The sequence below is a fragment of the Citrobacter sp. RHB20-C16 genome (genome assembly GCF_013890155.1).
Taxonomy (GTDB): domain Bacteria; phylum Pseudomonadota; class Gammaproteobacteria; order Enterobacterales; family Enterobacteriaceae; genus Citrobacter_A; species Citrobacter_A amalonaticus.
The window spans coordinates 3,663,816-3,678,757 of record NZ_CP057630.1 but is presented as its reverse complement, the minus strand read 5'-3'; the positions used below and the strand labels follow the sequence as shown (position 1 = coordinate 3,678,757).

24 protein-coding genes are annotated in these 14,942 nt (G+C 48.9%); 21 read left to right on the top strand and 3 right to left on the bottom strand.

Going from position 1 to position 14,942, the window contains the following annotated elements; translation table 11 throughout:
* Positions 1–44: 44 nt before the first annotated feature.
* The 3 genes from HVX64_RS17635 to HVX64_RS17625 are packed head-to-tail and all read left to right on the top strand — an operon-like array spanning position 45 to position 2,223.
* The gene (locus tag HVX64_RS17635; RefSeq protein ID WP_181825090.1) at positions 45–860 is read left to right on the top strand and encodes a KilA-N domain-containing protein; all 816 of its coding nucleotides are present in this window, start codon (positions 45–47) and stop codon (positions 858–860) included.
* Between the two features lie 7 nt (positions 861–867).
* The gene (locus tag HVX64_RS17630; protein WP_181825089.1) at positions 868–1,857 is read left to right on the top strand and encodes a DUF968 domain-containing protein; all 990 of its coding nucleotides are present in this window, start codon (positions 868–870) and stop codon (positions 1,855–1,857) included.
* 18 nt (positions 1,858–1,875) lie between these two features.
* Positions 1,876–2,223, top strand: coding sequence for an antiterminator Q family protein (locus HVX64_RS17625; RefSeq protein ID WP_181825088.1), 348 nt, complete (start codon positions 1,876–1,878; stop codon positions 2,221–2,223).
* Positions 2,224–2,244: 21 nt separating this feature from the next.
* Here the strand turns inward: HVX64_RS17625 and HVX64_RS17620 are convergent, their stop codons facing one another.
* Together HVX64_RS17620 and HVX64_RS17615 are read right to left on the bottom strand one after the other, a co-directional pair.
* Entirely contained in the window at positions 2,245–3,129 is an 885-nt protein-coding gene (locus tag HVX64_RS17620; protein ID WP_181825087.1) for a DUF4868 domain-containing protein, read from the bottom strand.
* A 5-nt stretch (positions 3,130–3,134) separates the two neighbouring features.
* Entirely contained in the window at positions 3,135–3,656 is a 522-nt protein-coding gene (locus HVX64_RS17615; RefSeq protein ID WP_229114290.1) for a hypothetical protein, read from the bottom strand.
* 574 nt (positions 3,657–4,230) lie between these two features.
* Between HVX64_RS17615 and HVX64_RS17610 the strand changes: the two genes are divergently transcribed.
* The 5 genes from HVX64_RS17610 to HVX64_RS24165 all read left to right on the top strand — a co-directional run bounded on the left by HVX64_RS17610 (position 4,231) and on the right by HVX64_RS24165 (position 6,083).
* The gene (locus HVX64_RS17610) at positions 4,231–4,626 is read left to right on the top strand and encodes a phage holin family protein (protein WP_044268891.1); all 396 of its coding nucleotides are present in this window, start codon (positions 4,231–4,233) and stop codon (positions 4,624–4,626) included.
* A complete protein-coding gene (locus tag HVX64_RS17605; protein ID WP_181825086.1) occupies positions 4,613–4,894 on the top strand; it encodes a phage holin family protein in 282 nt (93 codons plus the stop codon). Before HVX64_RS17610 ends, HVX64_RS17605 begins: the two co-directional genes overlap by 14 nt.
* Before the next feature lie 156 nt (positions 4,895–5,050).
* Positions 5,051–5,665, top strand: a complete 615-nt coding sequence (locus HVX64_RS17600; RefSeq protein ID WP_181825085.1) for a glycoside hydrolase family 19 protein — start codon at positions 5,051–5,053, stop codon at positions 5,663–5,665.
* 6 nt (positions 5,666–5,671) lie between these two features.
* A complete protein-coding gene (locus tag HVX64_RS17595; protein WP_181825084.1) occupies positions 5,672–5,941 on the top strand; it encodes a hypothetical protein in 270 nt (89 codons plus the stop codon).
* A complete protein-coding gene (locus HVX64_RS24165; RefSeq protein WP_249418883.1) occupies positions 5,898–6,083 on the top strand; it encodes a hypothetical protein in 186 nt (61 codons plus the stop codon). The genes HVX64_RS17595 and HVX64_RS24165 overlap by 44 nt, the downstream gene beginning before the upstream one ends.
* A gap of 33 nt (positions 6,084–6,116) precedes the next feature.
* On the opposite strand, the gene HVX64_RS17590 is transcribed toward HVX64_RS24165, so the two are convergent.
* Complete coding sequence (locus HVX64_RS17590) at positions 6,117–6,380, bottom strand: hypothetical protein (RefSeq protein ID WP_181825083.1); 264 nt, start codon at positions 6,378–6,380, stop codon at positions 6,117–6,119.
* A gap of 113 nt (positions 6,381–6,493) precedes the next feature.
* Here HVX64_RS17590 and HVX64_RS17585 point away from each other — a divergent pair, with 113 nt between their 5' ends.
* From HVX64_RS17585 to HVX64_RS17525, 13 genes are all read left to right on the top strand, one after another.
* On the top strand, positions 6,494–6,730 hold the full coding sequence (locus HVX64_RS17585; RefSeq protein ID WP_181825082.1) for a hypothetical protein: 237 nt from the start codon (positions 6,494–6,496) through the stop codon (positions 6,728–6,730).
* A gap of 9 nt (positions 6,731–6,739) precedes the next feature.
* On the top strand, positions 6,740–7,081 hold the full coding sequence (locus HVX64_RS17580) for an HNH endonuclease signature motif containing protein (protein WP_044268913.1): 342 nt from the start codon (positions 6,740–6,742) through the stop codon (positions 7,079–7,081).
* 120 nt (positions 7,082–7,201) lie between these two features.
* Complete coding sequence (locus HVX64_RS17575; RefSeq protein ID WP_125340033.1) at positions 7,202–7,666, top strand: phage terminase small subunit P27 family; 465 nt, start codon at positions 7,202–7,204, stop codon at positions 7,664–7,666.
* Positions 7,620–9,356 carry a terminase TerL endonuclease subunit gene (locus tag HVX64_RS17570; protein ID WP_181825081.1) on the top strand — a complete coding sequence of 579 codons (1,737 nt, stop codon included), beginning with the start codon at positions 7,620–7,622 and terminating at the stop codon, positions 9,354–9,356. The genes HVX64_RS17575 and HVX64_RS17570 overlap by 47 nt, the downstream gene beginning before the upstream one ends.
* On the top strand, positions 9,356–10,633 hold the full coding sequence (locus HVX64_RS17565; RefSeq protein ID WP_181825080.1) for a phage portal protein: 1,278 nt from the start codon (positions 9,356–9,358) through the stop codon (positions 10,631–10,633). Before HVX64_RS17570 ends, HVX64_RS17565 begins: the two co-directional genes overlap by 1 nt.
* A gap of 17 nt (positions 10,634–10,650) precedes the next feature.
* On the top strand, positions 10,651–11,322 hold the full coding sequence (locus HVX64_RS17560; protein ID WP_181825440.1) for an HK97 family phage prohead protease: 672 nt from the start codon (positions 10,651–10,653) through the stop codon (positions 11,320–11,322).
* A 10-nt stretch (positions 11,323–11,332) separates the two neighbouring features.
* Positions 11,333–12,499 carry a phage major capsid protein gene (locus tag HVX64_RS17555; RefSeq protein WP_181825079.1) on the top strand — a complete coding sequence of 389 codons (1,167 nt, stop codon included), beginning with the start codon at positions 11,333–11,335 and terminating at the stop codon, positions 12,497–12,499.
* Positions 12,474–12,860 carry a head-tail connector protein gene (locus HVX64_RS17550; protein WP_249418882.1) on the top strand — a complete coding sequence of 129 codons (387 nt, stop codon included), beginning with the start codon at positions 12,474–12,476 and terminating at the stop codon, positions 12,858–12,860. Before HVX64_RS17555 ends, HVX64_RS17550 begins: the two co-directional genes overlap by 26 nt.
* Before the next feature lie 60 nt (positions 12,861–12,920).
* Positions 12,921–13,133 carry a hypothetical protein gene (locus tag HVX64_RS17545; RefSeq protein ID WP_181825078.1) on the top strand — a complete coding sequence of 71 codons (213 nt, stop codon included), beginning with the start codon at positions 12,921–12,923 and terminating at the stop codon, positions 13,131–13,133.
* A 1-nt stretch (position 13,134) separates the two neighbouring features.
* Positions 13,135–13,467, top strand: a complete 333-nt coding sequence (locus tag HVX64_RS17540; protein WP_150546927.1) for a phage head closure protein — start codon at positions 13,135–13,137, stop codon at positions 13,465–13,467.
* Positions 13,460–13,999: an HK97-gp10 family putative phage morphogenesis protein gene (locus tag HVX64_RS17535; RefSeq protein ID WP_104446307.1), complete on the top strand. Its 540-nt coding sequence runs from the start codon at positions 13,460–13,462 to the stop codon at positions 13,997–13,999. The genes HVX64_RS17540 and HVX64_RS17535 overlap by 8 nt, the downstream gene beginning before the upstream one ends.
* Positions 13,996–14,361 carry a DUF3168 domain-containing protein gene (locus tag HVX64_RS17530; protein ID WP_104446308.1) on the top strand — a complete coding sequence of 122 codons (366 nt, stop codon included), beginning with the start codon at positions 13,996–13,998 and terminating at the stop codon, positions 14,359–14,361. Before HVX64_RS17535 ends, HVX64_RS17530 begins: the two co-directional genes overlap by 4 nt.
* A 58-nt stretch (positions 14,362–14,419) precedes the next feature.
* Positions 14,420–14,917, top strand: a complete 498-nt coding sequence (locus HVX64_RS17525) for a phage tail tube protein (protein WP_181825077.1) — start codon at positions 14,420–14,422, stop codon at positions 14,915–14,917.
* Positions 14,918–14,942: the final 25 nt, after the last annotated feature.

Here is a 14,942-nt window from a genome sequence, read left to right as displayed (position 1 = left end):
AACGGGAGTGCAGTCCCCTTCGCACTAAAACAGTGGAGAAAACAATGAATCAGTTACTTGTAATTGATGGCGTTTCCGTACGTCAATATTTTGAATCCAATTACTGTCTTAACGATCTGCAAAAAGCAGCGCTTAACGCTTCAGGCGAAAAGCGATCCGCTCGTTCAATGGAAGTCCATGAGTTCATGCGGCGTCCAGAAACCCAGGCGTTGGTGGAATTGTTGGAAAAAGAAACTACGGGAAATTCCCGTAGTATTCCGGTGATGACAATTCAGGGGCGTAACGGAGGAACCTACGTCTGCAAAGAGCTTGTTTACGCCTATGCAATGTGGATTAGCCCATCCTTTAACCTTAAGGTCATCAGAACGTTCGATGCTGCTCAGAATGCGGCTTCGCATTCACAAACTTCAGATAAAATTCAGGCCGGTATTATCCTGCTCGAATCAGCCGCCAAAATGCTGAACCTCTCAAATTCATCAAAGCTTGGGGCGTACCACAAACTGCAGCAAGTTGCTGGCCTGCCAGACCTGATGCCGCACTATGCAATTGATGCACCAGCAGGCGCACAGGACGGGTCTAGTCGACCTACGCAATCACTAAGCGCCCTCCTCAAGGCTAATAATCTCCGGATCACTGCCAATCAGGTCTATCACATGATGTCCCGGCAGGGGATTGTTGAGCAGAAACAGCGCCAGAGCCGTTCAGGTATCAATGGAGTTAAAAAGTTCTGGTCGCTTACTGCGAAAGGCTGTCTGTTTGGGAAAAACATTACCAGTCCAGCAAACCCGCGCGAGACTCAGCCACATTTCTTCGAGTCAAAATTTGCTGAGTTGATGAAGCTTATCGATCTGGTCGGGTGAGGTTGCTGTGAGAGCGTTGTTAACTCCTGAAATAGCTCATCGAATGGGGGTTGTGCTTTTCCGCCCCGGCGCTGAACTGATGCCGCTATTCATGCGCGGTCGGGTTTTACTCGAGCCAGAACCTGAAAGCATGGCCTCTTACGATACTGGTCCTGTGCCGGCAGCTGTTCAGCCACTGGCAGACGATCCGGTAATGAGTGGGATATTTGAAAATCAGCGCGTTATTCAGCGCGCTGGCGGATTGTCTTCGCTTGATACCTGGCTAAATGAAAAGTTCGAATGCCAGTGGCCCCATTCAACATGGCACGACAAGAATTTCACGATCATGCGGCATAAGCCCGGAAGCATCCGGTTGTGCTGGCACTGCGACCACACCCTCGCTGGACAATACACGGAACAGCTTGCAGGTATAGCCAGCAAAAACCTGGTATCCTGGATCATGTCAGTCATCCGTACGGATTTAGGTTTTCCAGAGTCGCATGTACTGACCCTCTCGGAGCTGTGCTGGTGGATGGTCAGAAATGATCTGGGCGATGTTATTCCTGAAAGTGTTGCACATAAGGCGCTGAGATTGCCGGTTGAAGAACCGAAATCGATCATGCGAGAAAGCGATATTGTGCCCTCGTTACCGGCCACTAGCATTGTGCAGGAGAAGGCGAAAAAGGTACTGACACTCAGGGTTGATCCGGAATCGCCGGAAAGCTTCATGCTACGCCCGAAGCGCCGACGCTGGGAAAATGAGAAATACACGCGATGGGTGAAGGCCCAGCCGTGCGCCTGCTGTGGTAAGCAGGCAGATGATCCGCACCACCTGATAGGCCACGGTCAGGGCGGCATGGGGACAAAAGCGCATGACCTCTGGGTGTTGCCTTTGTGCAGAAAGCATCACGACGAGTTACATGCGGATACCGTGGCATTCGAAGAGAAATACGGCTCCCAACTGGAGTTGATATTTCGTTTTATCGATCGCGCGCTTGCAATTGGTGTGCTGGCGTAAGTGGAGTGGAGAAGAATAATGCGTGATATGTATGAAGTTATGGAATTATGGGGCGCTTGGGCATCAGCTGATAGCAGCGGTGTAGACTGGCAGCCAATTGCTGCTGGGTTTAAAGGGGTGCTGCCCTACGGCAAAAAAACACGCATTCAGTGTGATGATGACGAAGGAATCATGATTGATGGTTGTGTGGCTCGCTTGCGAAAGTACAAACCGGAAGAGTATGAGTTGATTATTGCTCATTTTGTAATTGGCATTTCATTACGTGCTATCGCAAAAAAACGGAAGTGTTCGGATGGGACTATTAGAAAAGAGTTGCAAACAGCGCTTGGTTTCATAGAAGGCATAGTTTGCACTCTTATATATTAGATCTTTTTCTCTGTATTTCAATTATATTGGACGCTTTGAACTTGATTTAAAGCGTCTACCACTTATTCCAGAGATCCAAATGTCTTCCTCGATAAAGTCGAGTAGGGCTTTTATTTCTTTTTTGGATGAGGGCATAACGATTTTTTCAACGCCACCAACTACTGTGGTATTTAAAGGGAAATTAACTTTGGTAGCTTCGTTTTTAAATATTGACAGGTTCTGCGGGGTTAACATCCCAGTCTGATTTATTAACGTTACTTTGTTTCTAATCACAGTGTCTGCAACGCTTTTTAAATCAAATCCTTGCGGTGTTGAGAATACACTAAGTTGACTAAAAGTATTAAGTTCTTGATCCGTAGCAGCCGAAAAATAGGACGTCATGTCGAAAATACTTCTCAGCTTAAAGAAGCTCTTAAATCGTATTTTATCATTTTCAATTATGGCAACAAGTTTTTCATCAACATTAAAACCAACACTATCAGCTTTGCTAAAAGTGGTTGTACTTGCTACAAGTTTCCCAAAGAATGATTTGGAGTTATCTAGGATTTGTTTTTTATTGAAGGTTTGCAATGCGATAATATTAGGATTTGTTGGCGCGTCAACTCCAACAAATAATGCTTTAATATTTTCTATGTCTATTTGATTAGGATTCCAGATTGGAACTGCTGTTGGCCTATTGACTGCGTCAAGAAGGCTTGCAGAATCCGTAAATCTTTGTATTTCAAAACACTCATCATATTTAGGGTTGTAACCGGCGTAAAATGGTATTTTATTGTTATGATGACTTTCAAAATATTGACGCTGCTGTTGAAAAATAGCTGTAACAGATGCACTGGCTTTTTTATCAAGCTCAACCCTAACAATTCTCGTTGTTATTGTATTATCCATTACTGCAAAAAGTGCCATAATAATTATCCTTTAACATGTAAAAATGTGTAGTCTGTTAATTGAACCACTGAAAATTTAATATCTTTAATGTCAGTAATAACTGACTTAGAAATCAAGACAAAACCTACTCCTGTGTCATCTTCAGCTTCGTAAAATTTATAACCTATAAGTGAAAGAACGGGGTTAAAGTTATAGTTCTCGGAAAAGCTAATGTAAAATAATAATGATAAGTAAAAGAATAACGCATATGCTTTGTTTTCAGCGATAGAATCAGTACCCAAGAGAGGAAATAGATAGCTTAAGAAATAATTAGTTACTTCTTTGTTTGCAGGAGAAACAGAATTGATATTTTTTGTGAGGGGTTCCAGTTCCCTTTCTGCATATTGGATAAGACCTATAGCTAATAACCAACTTGCTATTCCTACACACAAGCTATATTGCATCAGCCAAACCGTTTCTTTTACATACCCAATAAAAAAAAGAGTGGCGCATACAGGCGCAATTGAGCTTGCTGTTAATAATAAGCGTGCTAATTTATTCATCATGATATCCTTTATACTGTACTTACATACAGTAATTTACATCATGTGTCCCAAAGTATCTATCTTGGGAGTAAATCTAGCACTAAATGACACAGAAAAAAATTAACGCGTACGCAATTCGTCGTGTAATGTGTTAAGGGTGGTCACTAAGACGCGAACTTAAGGTTTCTGTTTCCGTGACCTTTCTCATAGATTACCCCTTTTCTCCTTGCTAGTAATGTGTGTTCCACACAGCAAGGAGAAGGTATGAGTATATGTGGCAGTTGCGCTAAACCTTTACGACGTTCTTTGAAAGTGATGCGTGAGGGAGTCTCCCTCAAGTCATGCCCTGAATGTTCAGGAAGGGCTGGGTATCATGTGTTTTATCGTTTAGAAGACTTTGGTGACCGGGAAATGGAGGACGGAAGAATAATCCCCCAATCCTGGTGCCCAGCGTGCAGAGCCGATGTTCCTTCATCGATCTCACCATTTTTTGTCTGTAAATAATTAAGCACAACAAATTTATAAGGCTCACTTCGGTGGGCCTTTTTTCTTTCCCCTCGTTCTGAGAGGACTCACAGTAATAAGAGGGGGCTAAATGTCCGATCCTGTTTCTGGCACTACTGTAGCGGCTGGTGGACTGATGGGGGCCAGCATGTTTGGCCTGGCAACCGGCATTGATTACGGCGTAGTGTTTGGCTCCTTTGCAGGTGCAGTGTTCTACGTTGCGACGGCGGTGAACATCAGCCGCTTTAAGCTGGTGGGATATTTCATCACGTCATTCATCTTTGGCGTTCTTGGCGCTCCGCTAGTTGGCTCGTTTTTTTCTAAATGGACTGGATACAGCGACAGGCCACTTGACGCGCTGGGTGCGGTACTCGTTGCAGCAATTGCCATTAAGCTACTGACTTTCGTCAACAGCCAGGATTTGGGTAGCCTGTTTGGCATTCTCTCTCGTTTGCGCGGAGGAGGGACCAGTAATGGTAACAAGTGATCCTTCAGCGATGATCAATGCGTTAATCTGCGGGGTCATCGTTCTTGTTCTGATGTTCTACCAACGTGACGGGGCGAGACATCGCCCGATGATATCTATGCTGGCCTACTTCGTAGTGCTGGTATACGCCAGCATCCCGTTTCGGTATTTGTTTGGTCTCTATCATGAATCACACTGGATGGTGGTCATCGTCAATCTGATCATCTGTGCCATCGTGCTTCGCGCTCGGGGGAACCTGGCACGCTTAATTAACATTCTTCAGAAATAAAAAAGGGAAGCGCGACATCTCCGCTTCCCTGAAAGTTCGAGGCTTTGTGTTGTTTTAATGAGGTGGAGTGTCGACTTTAGTCAAACTCTGTTTCGCGGGTATTACATCACATCCTTTGATTTGAGTTTTGTCCTGCCTCAATTTCGGATTAATCACATGAAACAATCACAATTTCAGCAGGCGACTGGTATAAGCGCCGGATTAGCTGCGCGCTGGTTTCCGCACATCGATGCGGCAATGAAAGAGTTTGGCATCACAGCAATTAATGATCAGGCCATGTTCATTGCACAAGTCGGGCATGAATCTGCTGGTTTTACCTCTCTGGTAGAGAGCTTCAACTACTCGGTAAACGGGCTGAAGAAAACATTTGGTAAGCGCCTGACGCCGTATCAGTGCGAAATGCTGGGGCGCGTTGATGGTAAGCAGGTCGCTCACCAGCCGCAAATCGCCAATCTGGTTTACGGTGACCGCATGGGTAATAACAGCCCGGGTGATGGCTGGAAATATCGCGGTCGCGGCCTGCTGCAAATCACTGGACGTGAGAACTACACCAAATGTGGTTCGGCGCTGAAGCTTGACCTTGTCAGTACGCCAGAACTTTTGACGCAAGAGCGACATTCGGCCCGTTCGGCGGCGTGGTATTTCACGTTACGCGGTTGTCTCCTGCATTCGGGGGATGTGGAACGCGTCACGCAAATTATCAACGGCGGACAGAACGGCATTAAAGACCGTCGTGAACGTTACGCCAAAGCTAAAGCTGCACTGGTTTGAGGTCATATGGGACTTGAAATGATTATTGGCCTGGTTGTTGCTGTCCTGGCAGCAATTGCAGGTGCTTTTGGTCTGGGTAAATCACGCGGTACTAACATCGCTGAGACAAAAACGAACCAGCAACGCACTGAAGAGCGTGCAGCAGCTACTGAAGCCGTTGCAGAACGCCGGGTAGAGACAACGAAAGGAGCAAGGGATGTACAGCAGACTGTTAATCATCTTCCTGATGACGATGTTGACCGTGAGTTGCGTGAGAAATTTACCCGCAAAACCTGAAGTAACGGACACGGCATGTGACTGGGTAAACATCATATTCCTGACTGAGCATGACATTGATGTACTGGATAAGCAGACGAAGCGCGACATTCTGGCACATAACAAAGCGTGGCAGGCGAACTGCCAAGATGAGGGAACTTAAGAGAATGGCGAGCAATGAAGCCCGCCATAGATTCTATTGCTCTGCAAGGAAGTCTAAACCGTAGCAACTGATGCGTGTCTTATCTGGTGATAAGAAGTAATTATTACCTGTGTAGTCCCATTTCATATCAGTGATAATCAACTTTTTATCAGACAAATAAAGCATGTGCCCATCGAACTCATTCTCACTACCAACCTCGTTTGCGAGTTCTTGAAGGTACTCGGGAGTAGGGTAGTTCGGATAAACTTCTGCTAATGCATTAAGTATCATAACTAGCTTATCTTTTTGTATTTTCATTATAAATTCCAGTAAGTTACTCACCTAACGTGAGCTATATAGATGTTGGGATTAATTGTAAAAATGCAATAGGTGCAAGCCATTAATTTAAATGGATAACCAGTGGAGGTTATATGCGTCTCACTGTATTAGATGACGATCCCGGCAGGAAGATTAATCCCGGTGTTGAAAGATACGCCGTCTTTCTCAATGGTGCTGAGGTTAAGCATGTCTATAGTGCTGATGATGAGAAAGGTGAAGTGATCTCGGCGGTGCTCGATGAGCGTGGTTACGTGGCAACAGAAAACGGCGAAGTGAAGCGGCAGACACTGTATGGCACTGTGAGGATAGAGCGCTTGCTCGAGCAATAGGACCTCCGCATGAATAAAGAGCCCCGCATCTACGGCAGCAAGTGGGACCGCGAGCGTCTTACATTCCTTCGTGCTCACCCCTTATGCGTCATGTGCCAAGAGCAAGGCAGGGTGACAGCGGCAACAGTGGTTGACCACATCATCCCGCACAAACTGAAAGAGGCTCTGCGCTCTGGTGACAGTCAGGCAATAGCGAAGGCGCAGAAGCTTTTCTGGAGCCGTAAGAACTGGCAAGGGCTGTGTAAGCAGCACCATGACTCCACTAAGCAGAGGATGGAGAAACGTGGCACCGTCATCGGTTGTGATGAGCACGGCATGCCGCTTGATCCTAACTCGCACTGGTTTAAATGAAATCAATTCTCATCTGAGGGGAGGGCGGGTCAAAAGTCCATAAGCCTGACTACAAATGACCGCCGCCCATCCTTTTTGTACACAACCGCGAAATGAAAAGTTTTTTTCCGGGAGGTTCCGATGGCAGGACGACGCCCGAAACCGTCCCACCTGAAAGTGGTGACCGGCAATCCGGGCAAGCGAAAACTTAACGATAAAGAGCCCCAACCCGCGAGAGAAATACCCAGCCCTCCAGCCCACCTTACAGATTGGGGAAAAGTCGCCTGGGGAAAACTCACTGTGCTGCTTGACGGCATGGGCGTGCTCACCGTGGCTGACGTGCTGGCACTGGAGCGCCTTTGCGATATTTACGCCGACATACTCCAGTTGCGCCTTACGATCGCTGACGAGGGCAGGACGTATACCGTTCAGACCGAAGGTGGTTTTTTAATTAAGGCGAATCCGGCGGTGGCCATGTTGGCAGATGCCGATCGCCGCTTTAAAAGTTACCTGGTTGAATTCGGTCTTACCCCGGCTGCCAGAACGAAGGTGAAAGTTGATGGTGGAGAAAAAGAAGAAGACCCGCTCAACCAGTTCTTCGGTTGACCCCGCCACACGATATGCGATGGATGTGGAATCCGGCAGGGAAATTGCCGGACCCGATATACGCAATTCCTGCAAGCGTCACCTTAAAGATCTTGATTCTTGCCATGCGCGGGGCCTGCACTGGGACGCGTCGGCGGCACAGCGTGCTATCGACTTTTTTGCAAAAGTGCTGAAGCTCAATGGTGGTGAGCATGAAGGCCAGCCCTTTAATTTATTGCCGTGGCAATGCTTCATCGTTGGTTCGATATTTGGCTGGAAAAACTCAGACGACTATCGCAGATATCGAATGGCTTATGTCGAATCCGGGAAAGGTTCCGGGAAGTCGCCGTTGGCAGCGGGTATAGCCCTTTATTGTCTGGTCGCCGACAAAGAGCCACGCGCCGAAGTGTATGCCGCTGCAACGAAAAAGGACCAGGCTATGATCCTGTTTCGTGATGCAGTGGCGATGGTGGATCAGTCACCGGCGCTGGCGCAGCGAATCCACAAATCAGGCGGAGCCGGGAAAGAGTGGAACCTTGCATTCCTGCAAACTGGCTCATTCTTCAGGCCTATCAGTTCTGATGACGGTCAGTCAGGTCCGCGCCCGCACTGTGCGCTGATTGACGAAATTCACGAGCACAAAAACAACCAGGTGGTTGAAATGATGCGCGCCGGGACGAAAGGCCGGCGGCAGGCGCTGATTTTCATGATCACCAACAGCGGCCACGATAAAACCAGTGTCTGTTATGACTATCACGAGTACGGGCGCAAGGTCGCTGAAGGGGCTATTGAGGATGACAGCTTCTTCTCATTCATCTGCTCACTTGATGAAGGGGAAGATCCTTTCAAGGATGAATCCTGCTGGAAGAAGGCGAATCCGTCGCTGGGTCACACCTTTAGCGAGCGCTATCTGCGTGAGCAGGTCACACAGGCACGTGGCATGCCATCGAAGGAGAGCATTGTCCGGCGCCTGAATTTCTGCCAGTGGGTTGACGCTGATAACCCCTGGATGAGCAGCGATGTCTGGATGGGGTGCGAAGAGGATTTTGACCTTCAGGAACTGCTGGGGGAGGAATGCTACGGTGGGCTGGACCTCTCCGGTAGTCGTGACCTTACCGCGCTGGCACTGTTCTTTCCGAGAAAGCGGAAACTGCTGGTAGAGTTCTGGACACCAAAAGACACGCTGGCAGATCGCGCGAAAACAGACCGGGTTCCGTATGACGCCTGGGAGCGGGACGGATATATCCACACCACGCCAGGTAAAGCGGTTAAGTATGGATTTGTTGCTGAACGAATAGCCGACCTTTCCCAGATGTTTTTTATAAAAGCTATCGCCTTTGACCAGTACCGCATCAAATATCTTGAACCAGAGCTGGAGGAAGCCGCTGTTTCTGTGCCGCTGATCCCTCACGGCCAGGGCTACTACAAAGCGCAGGAGTCAGGGTTGTGGATGCCACACTCTATAGAGCTTTTCGAGCAGCGTCTGGATGATGGTGAAATCATTATTAAAACAAATCCCTGTCTTCGCTGGAACGCGGCTTCTGCTGTAACTGAAGCCGATCAAAAAGAAAACCGCATATTTGCCAAGAAGAAAAGTACCGGCCGTATTGATGGTGTGGTTGCTTCCGCTATGGCAATAGGCGCATCCGAAGGTGATGTCACTGACGATGGTGATATTGACGACTTCTTCTCACAACCGTTGAGCATGTGATGGACGAGACAAATTACAGCATTGATCTGCGCACAAATAACGGCTGGTGGGCGCGGCTGGCGTCATGGTTTGTCGGTGGAAGGCTGGTAACCCCTGAGCATGGATCGCAAACCGGTCCCGTCTCCGCCAGTGGTACGCTGGGCGACTCGCAGATAACAGATGAGCGTATCCTGCAAATTTCCACGGTCTGGCGTTGCGTGTCGCTGATTTCGACGCTCACCGCCTGTCTGCCACTGGATGTTTTTGAAACCGACCAGGAGGACAATCGAAAAAAAGTCGGTATCAGTAATCCGCTGGCACGCCTGCTGCGTTATTCACCTAACCAGTACATGACCGCGCAGGAATTTCGTGAAGCCATGACCATGCAACTTTGCTTCTATGGCAATGCCTACGCACTGATTGAACGGAACAGCGTTGGGGATGTAATCAGCTTACTGCCGCTCTTATCCGCAAATATGGATGTTCGCCTGGAAGGTCGGCGCATTGTTTACCGCTATCAGCGTGATACCGAATATGCAAACTTCAGTCAGCGGGAAATATTTCATCTGAAAGGGTTTGGTTTTAACGGTTTGGTTGGCTTGTCACCTATTGCCCACGCCTGCAAGTCAGCAGGGGTGGCTGTTGCGATGGAGGATCAGCAGCGTGATTTTTACGCTAACGGTGCAAAATCCCCCAAAATCCTGACTACCGGTGACCGGGTGCTGACAAAAGAGCAGCGCGGCCAACTGGAGGACAATTTTAAGGAGATTGCTGGTGGCCCGGTGAAAAAACGCCTCTGGATCCTGGAGGCGAACTTTCAGGCTCACGATATTGGTGTCAGCCCGCAGGATGCCGAGACAATGGCTTCCCGTAAGTTTCAGGTCAGTGAACTGGCGCGGTTCTTCGGTGTTCCCCCGCATTTGGTCGGTGATGTTGAAAAGAGTACCAGCTGGGGGACTGGCATCGAACAGCAGAATCTGGGGTTTCTTCAGTACACCCTTCAGCCGTATATCTCACGCTGGGAAAACAGCATTCAACGCTGGCTTCTCAGACCGGAGCAGGTTGGTGTTTATCACGCTGAGCATAATCTTGATGGTCTCCTTCGTGGTGACTCGGCGTCGCGGGCGGCGTTCATGAAGGCGATGGGCGAAGCGGGATTGCGAACCATTAACGAAATGCGACGACTTGATAACTATCCTCCTCTGCCTGGTGGTGACGTCGCAATGCGCCAGGCGCAATACGTACCGATAACCGATCTCGGCAATAACACAGAGCCCCGCAGCAATGACGGGGCTTAATTTTTATGGGGGCTATGATGCCTGACATCATCAAAACGCTGTCATTCGACGAAACCGAAATCAAATTTGCCGGTGATGGCAAGCAGGGCATTTTTGAGGGCTACGCCTCTGTTTTCGGTAATACAGACTCTGACGGCGACATCATCTTGCAGGGTGCCTATAAAAGCACGCTTGAAAAGCAGACCCGAAAGGTGGCGATGTTTTTTAACCACCGTCAGTGGGAAATACCGGTCGGTAAATGGGACTCCATTGAAGAGGACAGCAAGGGGCTTTTCGTCCGGGGGCAGCTTACTCCTGGAAACAGCGCTGCGAGTGACCTGAAAGCAGCCATGCTGCATGGCACCGTCGAGGGTATGTCTGTCGGTTTTTTAGCCACAAAAGATGATTACACCCTCGCTGCCAATGGTGGCCGCATCTTCAAAAATATTTCCCGACTGAAAGAGATCAGCGTCTGCACTTTTCCGGCCAATGAGCTGGCGGGCGTGGATTCAATGAAGAGCATTGACGGGATAGAAACTATTCGTGACGTTGAGGTCTGGCTGAGGGATTCAGTTGGGCTGAGCAAGTCACAGGCAGTAGGGCTTATTGCCCGGTTTAAGTCGGCAATTCGGAGCGAGTCCGAAGACGGCGATAACAAACCCGATATCAGCGCTCTGTTGAAGAGCATAAGTAACTTTAACCTGAATTAGGAAATTAACTATGTCAGAACTCGCTCAAATTCAGAAAGCCCTTGAAGAGTCCCAGAGCAAACTACAGGGCCTTTTCGACGAACAGAAAAAACAGATCGAACAGAATGGTACTGTATCCAAGCAGTTGCAGGACGATATGGCGAAGGTCAACGATGAAATGACCAAAACTGGTCAGCGCCTGTTTGATCTGGAACAGCGCCTCTCTTCCGGTCCAGAAAATCCGGGTGAGAAGAAATCTTTTTCTGAGCGTGCCGCGGATGAACTCACCAAGTCGTGGAACGGCAGCAAGGGCCACTTTGAAGCAAAAACTTTTAATAAATCCCTGGGAAGTGATGCAGGTTCAGCAGGTGTCCTGATTCAGCCGATGCAGGTGCCAGGTATCATCATGCCTGGTCTTCGCCGCCTGACTATTCGTGATTTGCTTGCACAAGGGCGTATTTCAAGTAATTCCCTGGAATATGTTCGCGAAGAGGTATTCACCAATAATGCGGCAAGTGTGGCAGAAAAAGCGCTGAAACCGGAATCGGATATCACTTTCAGCAAACAGACTGCAAACGTGAAAACCATTGCCCACTGGGTCCAGGCATCCCGACAGGTAATGGATGACGCTCCAATGTTGCAGTCCTATGTCAACAACCGTCTGCTGTATGGCCTTGCGCTGGAGGAAGAGCGTCAGTTGCTGAACGGAGATGGTACTGGTGACGACCTGGAAGGTATCAACCATGTTGCAACGGACTACGATATCTCCCTGAACGCGACTGGTGATACGCGTGCCGACATTATCGCGCATGCCATTTTCCAGGTTACAGAATCCGAGTTCAGCGCTTCCGGTATCATTCTCAACCCGCGTGACTGGCACAACATCGCGCTGCTGAAAGACAACGAAGGGCGTTATATCTTCGGCGGACCGCAGGCATTTACCAGCAACATTATGTGGGGGCTTCCTGTGGTTCCGACCCGCGCCCAGACTCAGGGGACCTTTACCGTCGGTGGTTTTGATATGGCCTCTCAGGTCTGGGATCGAATGGATGCCACCATTGAGGTGAGCCGAGAAGATCGCGACAACTTCGTGAAAAACATGCTGACCATTCTCTGCGAAGAGCGTCTTGCGCTGGCGCATTATCGCCCGTCTGCGCTTATCAAAGGTACTTTTGCGACAGAGCCTGCTGGCGGTTGATGGAGGAGGCGGGGAGTCCCCGCCTTTAATCATTATGGAAATTAACGATGGGCTGTTGGAGCAGATTAAGCTGCATTTACGTGTTGAAGGTAATGAAGAGGATCAACTGCTCATTGCGTACGCGCAGGCCTCAGCTGATTTTGTAGAAAAATACTGTGATGGTGTTTTGGTTGAAAGCCTTACACCACCTTCTCCAGATGAACCTCCACCACGAGAAATTGTTTTTACTAAAGGGATTTGGGCCGCAATGCTGCTTCTTATTGGGCACTGGTATAACAACAGGGAGGCTTCCGGGCAGAACCTCTCGGAAATTCCTTTGGGTGTTGACGATATTCTTTTTTTGAACCGTAGGTGGAACTAATGTCCTGTTCTGGATGTGCCAGGCGGCGCGAGTGGATAAAAAAGTGGGCGAGAATTGCTTATGAACGAGCAACTGGTAAACGAACTGATGGTGGCACTGCGGGAACAGACCGCAGCACAGAAAGAACAGACGGAAGCAATAAACCGTCTGGCTGAATCAAACGTAGCCTTATGCGACGTCATTATTCAGGCGATGGATGATGAAGACAGAGTTGATATTACTACCGTTAGCGATATCACTCCGCAGTATCTAAGCCAAAAAGCCCGGGGGTAACATGCAAGCTGGGAAATTACGGCATCGGGTAACGATACAGGAACCGGTAAAGATTCAGAATCCTGAAACCGGTTCGGTCAATAACACCTGGCGTGATGTTGCGACTGTCTGGGCCGAAGTTTCCCCATTGTCAGCGCGTGAATTTATTGCTGCGCAGGCTTCTCAGGGTGAAATAACCACCCGTATTGTTATTCGCTACCGTGCCGGGGTTACCAGAAAACATCGCATCTTATTTCGTGGTGCTGTGTATAACATCCATGGTGTTCTGCCCGATCCAAAAAGCGGACGTGAATACCTGACGCTTCCCTGTTCTGAGGGGGTTAATGATGGCTGATAGTGTTGAGGTAAGTCTTACCGGGCTTGAATCACTTCTTGGGAAAATGGAGGCCGTATCAGAAGTCACCCGTAATAAAGCCGGTCGGTTTGCATTGCGTAAGGCGGCAAACATTATACGGGACCGGGCCAGAAGCAACGCGTCACGGGTTGATGATCCTCTGACTAAAGAAGCGATCCACAAAAATATCGTCGCCAGCTTCAGCAGCAAGCAATTCCGCAGGACGGGTGATTTGGCATTTCGTGTCGGGGTAATGGGCGGTGCGAGGCAGTATGCAAATACAAAGGCAAACGTCAGGAAAGGCAGAGCAGGCAGGACATACAAGACAGCAGGCGACAAAGGGAATCCTGGTGGCGACACCTGGTACTGGCGTTTTCTGGAATTCGGAACTGAACACGCCGCTGCAAAGCCTGTACTGCGACCTGCCATGAATGGCGTTGATAATGCGGTTATCAGTATTTTCGCTGAGGAAATGGAAAAGGCTATTGATCGTGCCGTTCGTCAGGCTACCAAAAAAGGAATAAAAGCATGATTGCGCCAGTTTTTGCCGTCTGCTCGGCGGACCTGAAAGTAAAGGAGTTGCTGGGCGATGATCCGGTGAGGCTTTATCCGTTTGGCATGCATGATGATGACCTGGTGTATCCATACGCGGTCTGGCAAAACATTGATGGTGAGCCAGAAAATTATCTGAAACAGAATCCTGATATTGACCGTTATTCAATCCAGGTGGATGTGTATGGGGACACCGACGAAGATGCTATTGCTGTGGCACGAGCGCTACGCGATGCCATTCAGAGTAAGGCCTACATAACCCGCTGGAACGCACAGGGTCGCGACCCATCAACCCTCAAATACCGCTATTCCTTTGACGTTGACTGGCTGGTCAACCGATAGCTCAAACCACTCACATCACACCGGCTAAAAGCCGGTTTTTTTATATCCGGAGATGACTATGTCAGTAGTGACTCAAGGCACTCAACTTTTTGTGCTCGCGAATGGTGTCGTGAGCGAAATCGAATGTATCACGGCATTTTCACCAGGTGGAAGCCCGGCAGATCAGATTGACGATACCTGTCTGAGTGAACGAAACACCCGTAAATATAAAAAGGGATTACGTACACCAGGGCAGGCTACAGTCACACTCAATGCCGATCCTCAGAACGCCAGCCACCTCATGCTCAGTAATATGGCTGAGTCTAACGACCAGAGTGACGTAACGTTTGCGATCGGTTGGTCCGATGGCGAATCATTACCAACCGTCGCGCCGGAAAGTGATCCGGATGCAGTTGACGGCCTGTCCCTGCCATCTGACCGAACCTGGTATGTTTTCAAAGGATACGTTTCCGACTTCCCGTTTGATTTCCAGGGGAATACCGTCGTGCAGACATCCGCAACTATCCAGCGTTCCGGTCAGGGCGGATGGATTCCGAAAGAGCAACCAGGCAGTTAATTAAGCGCGGGGAGTATTCCCCGCC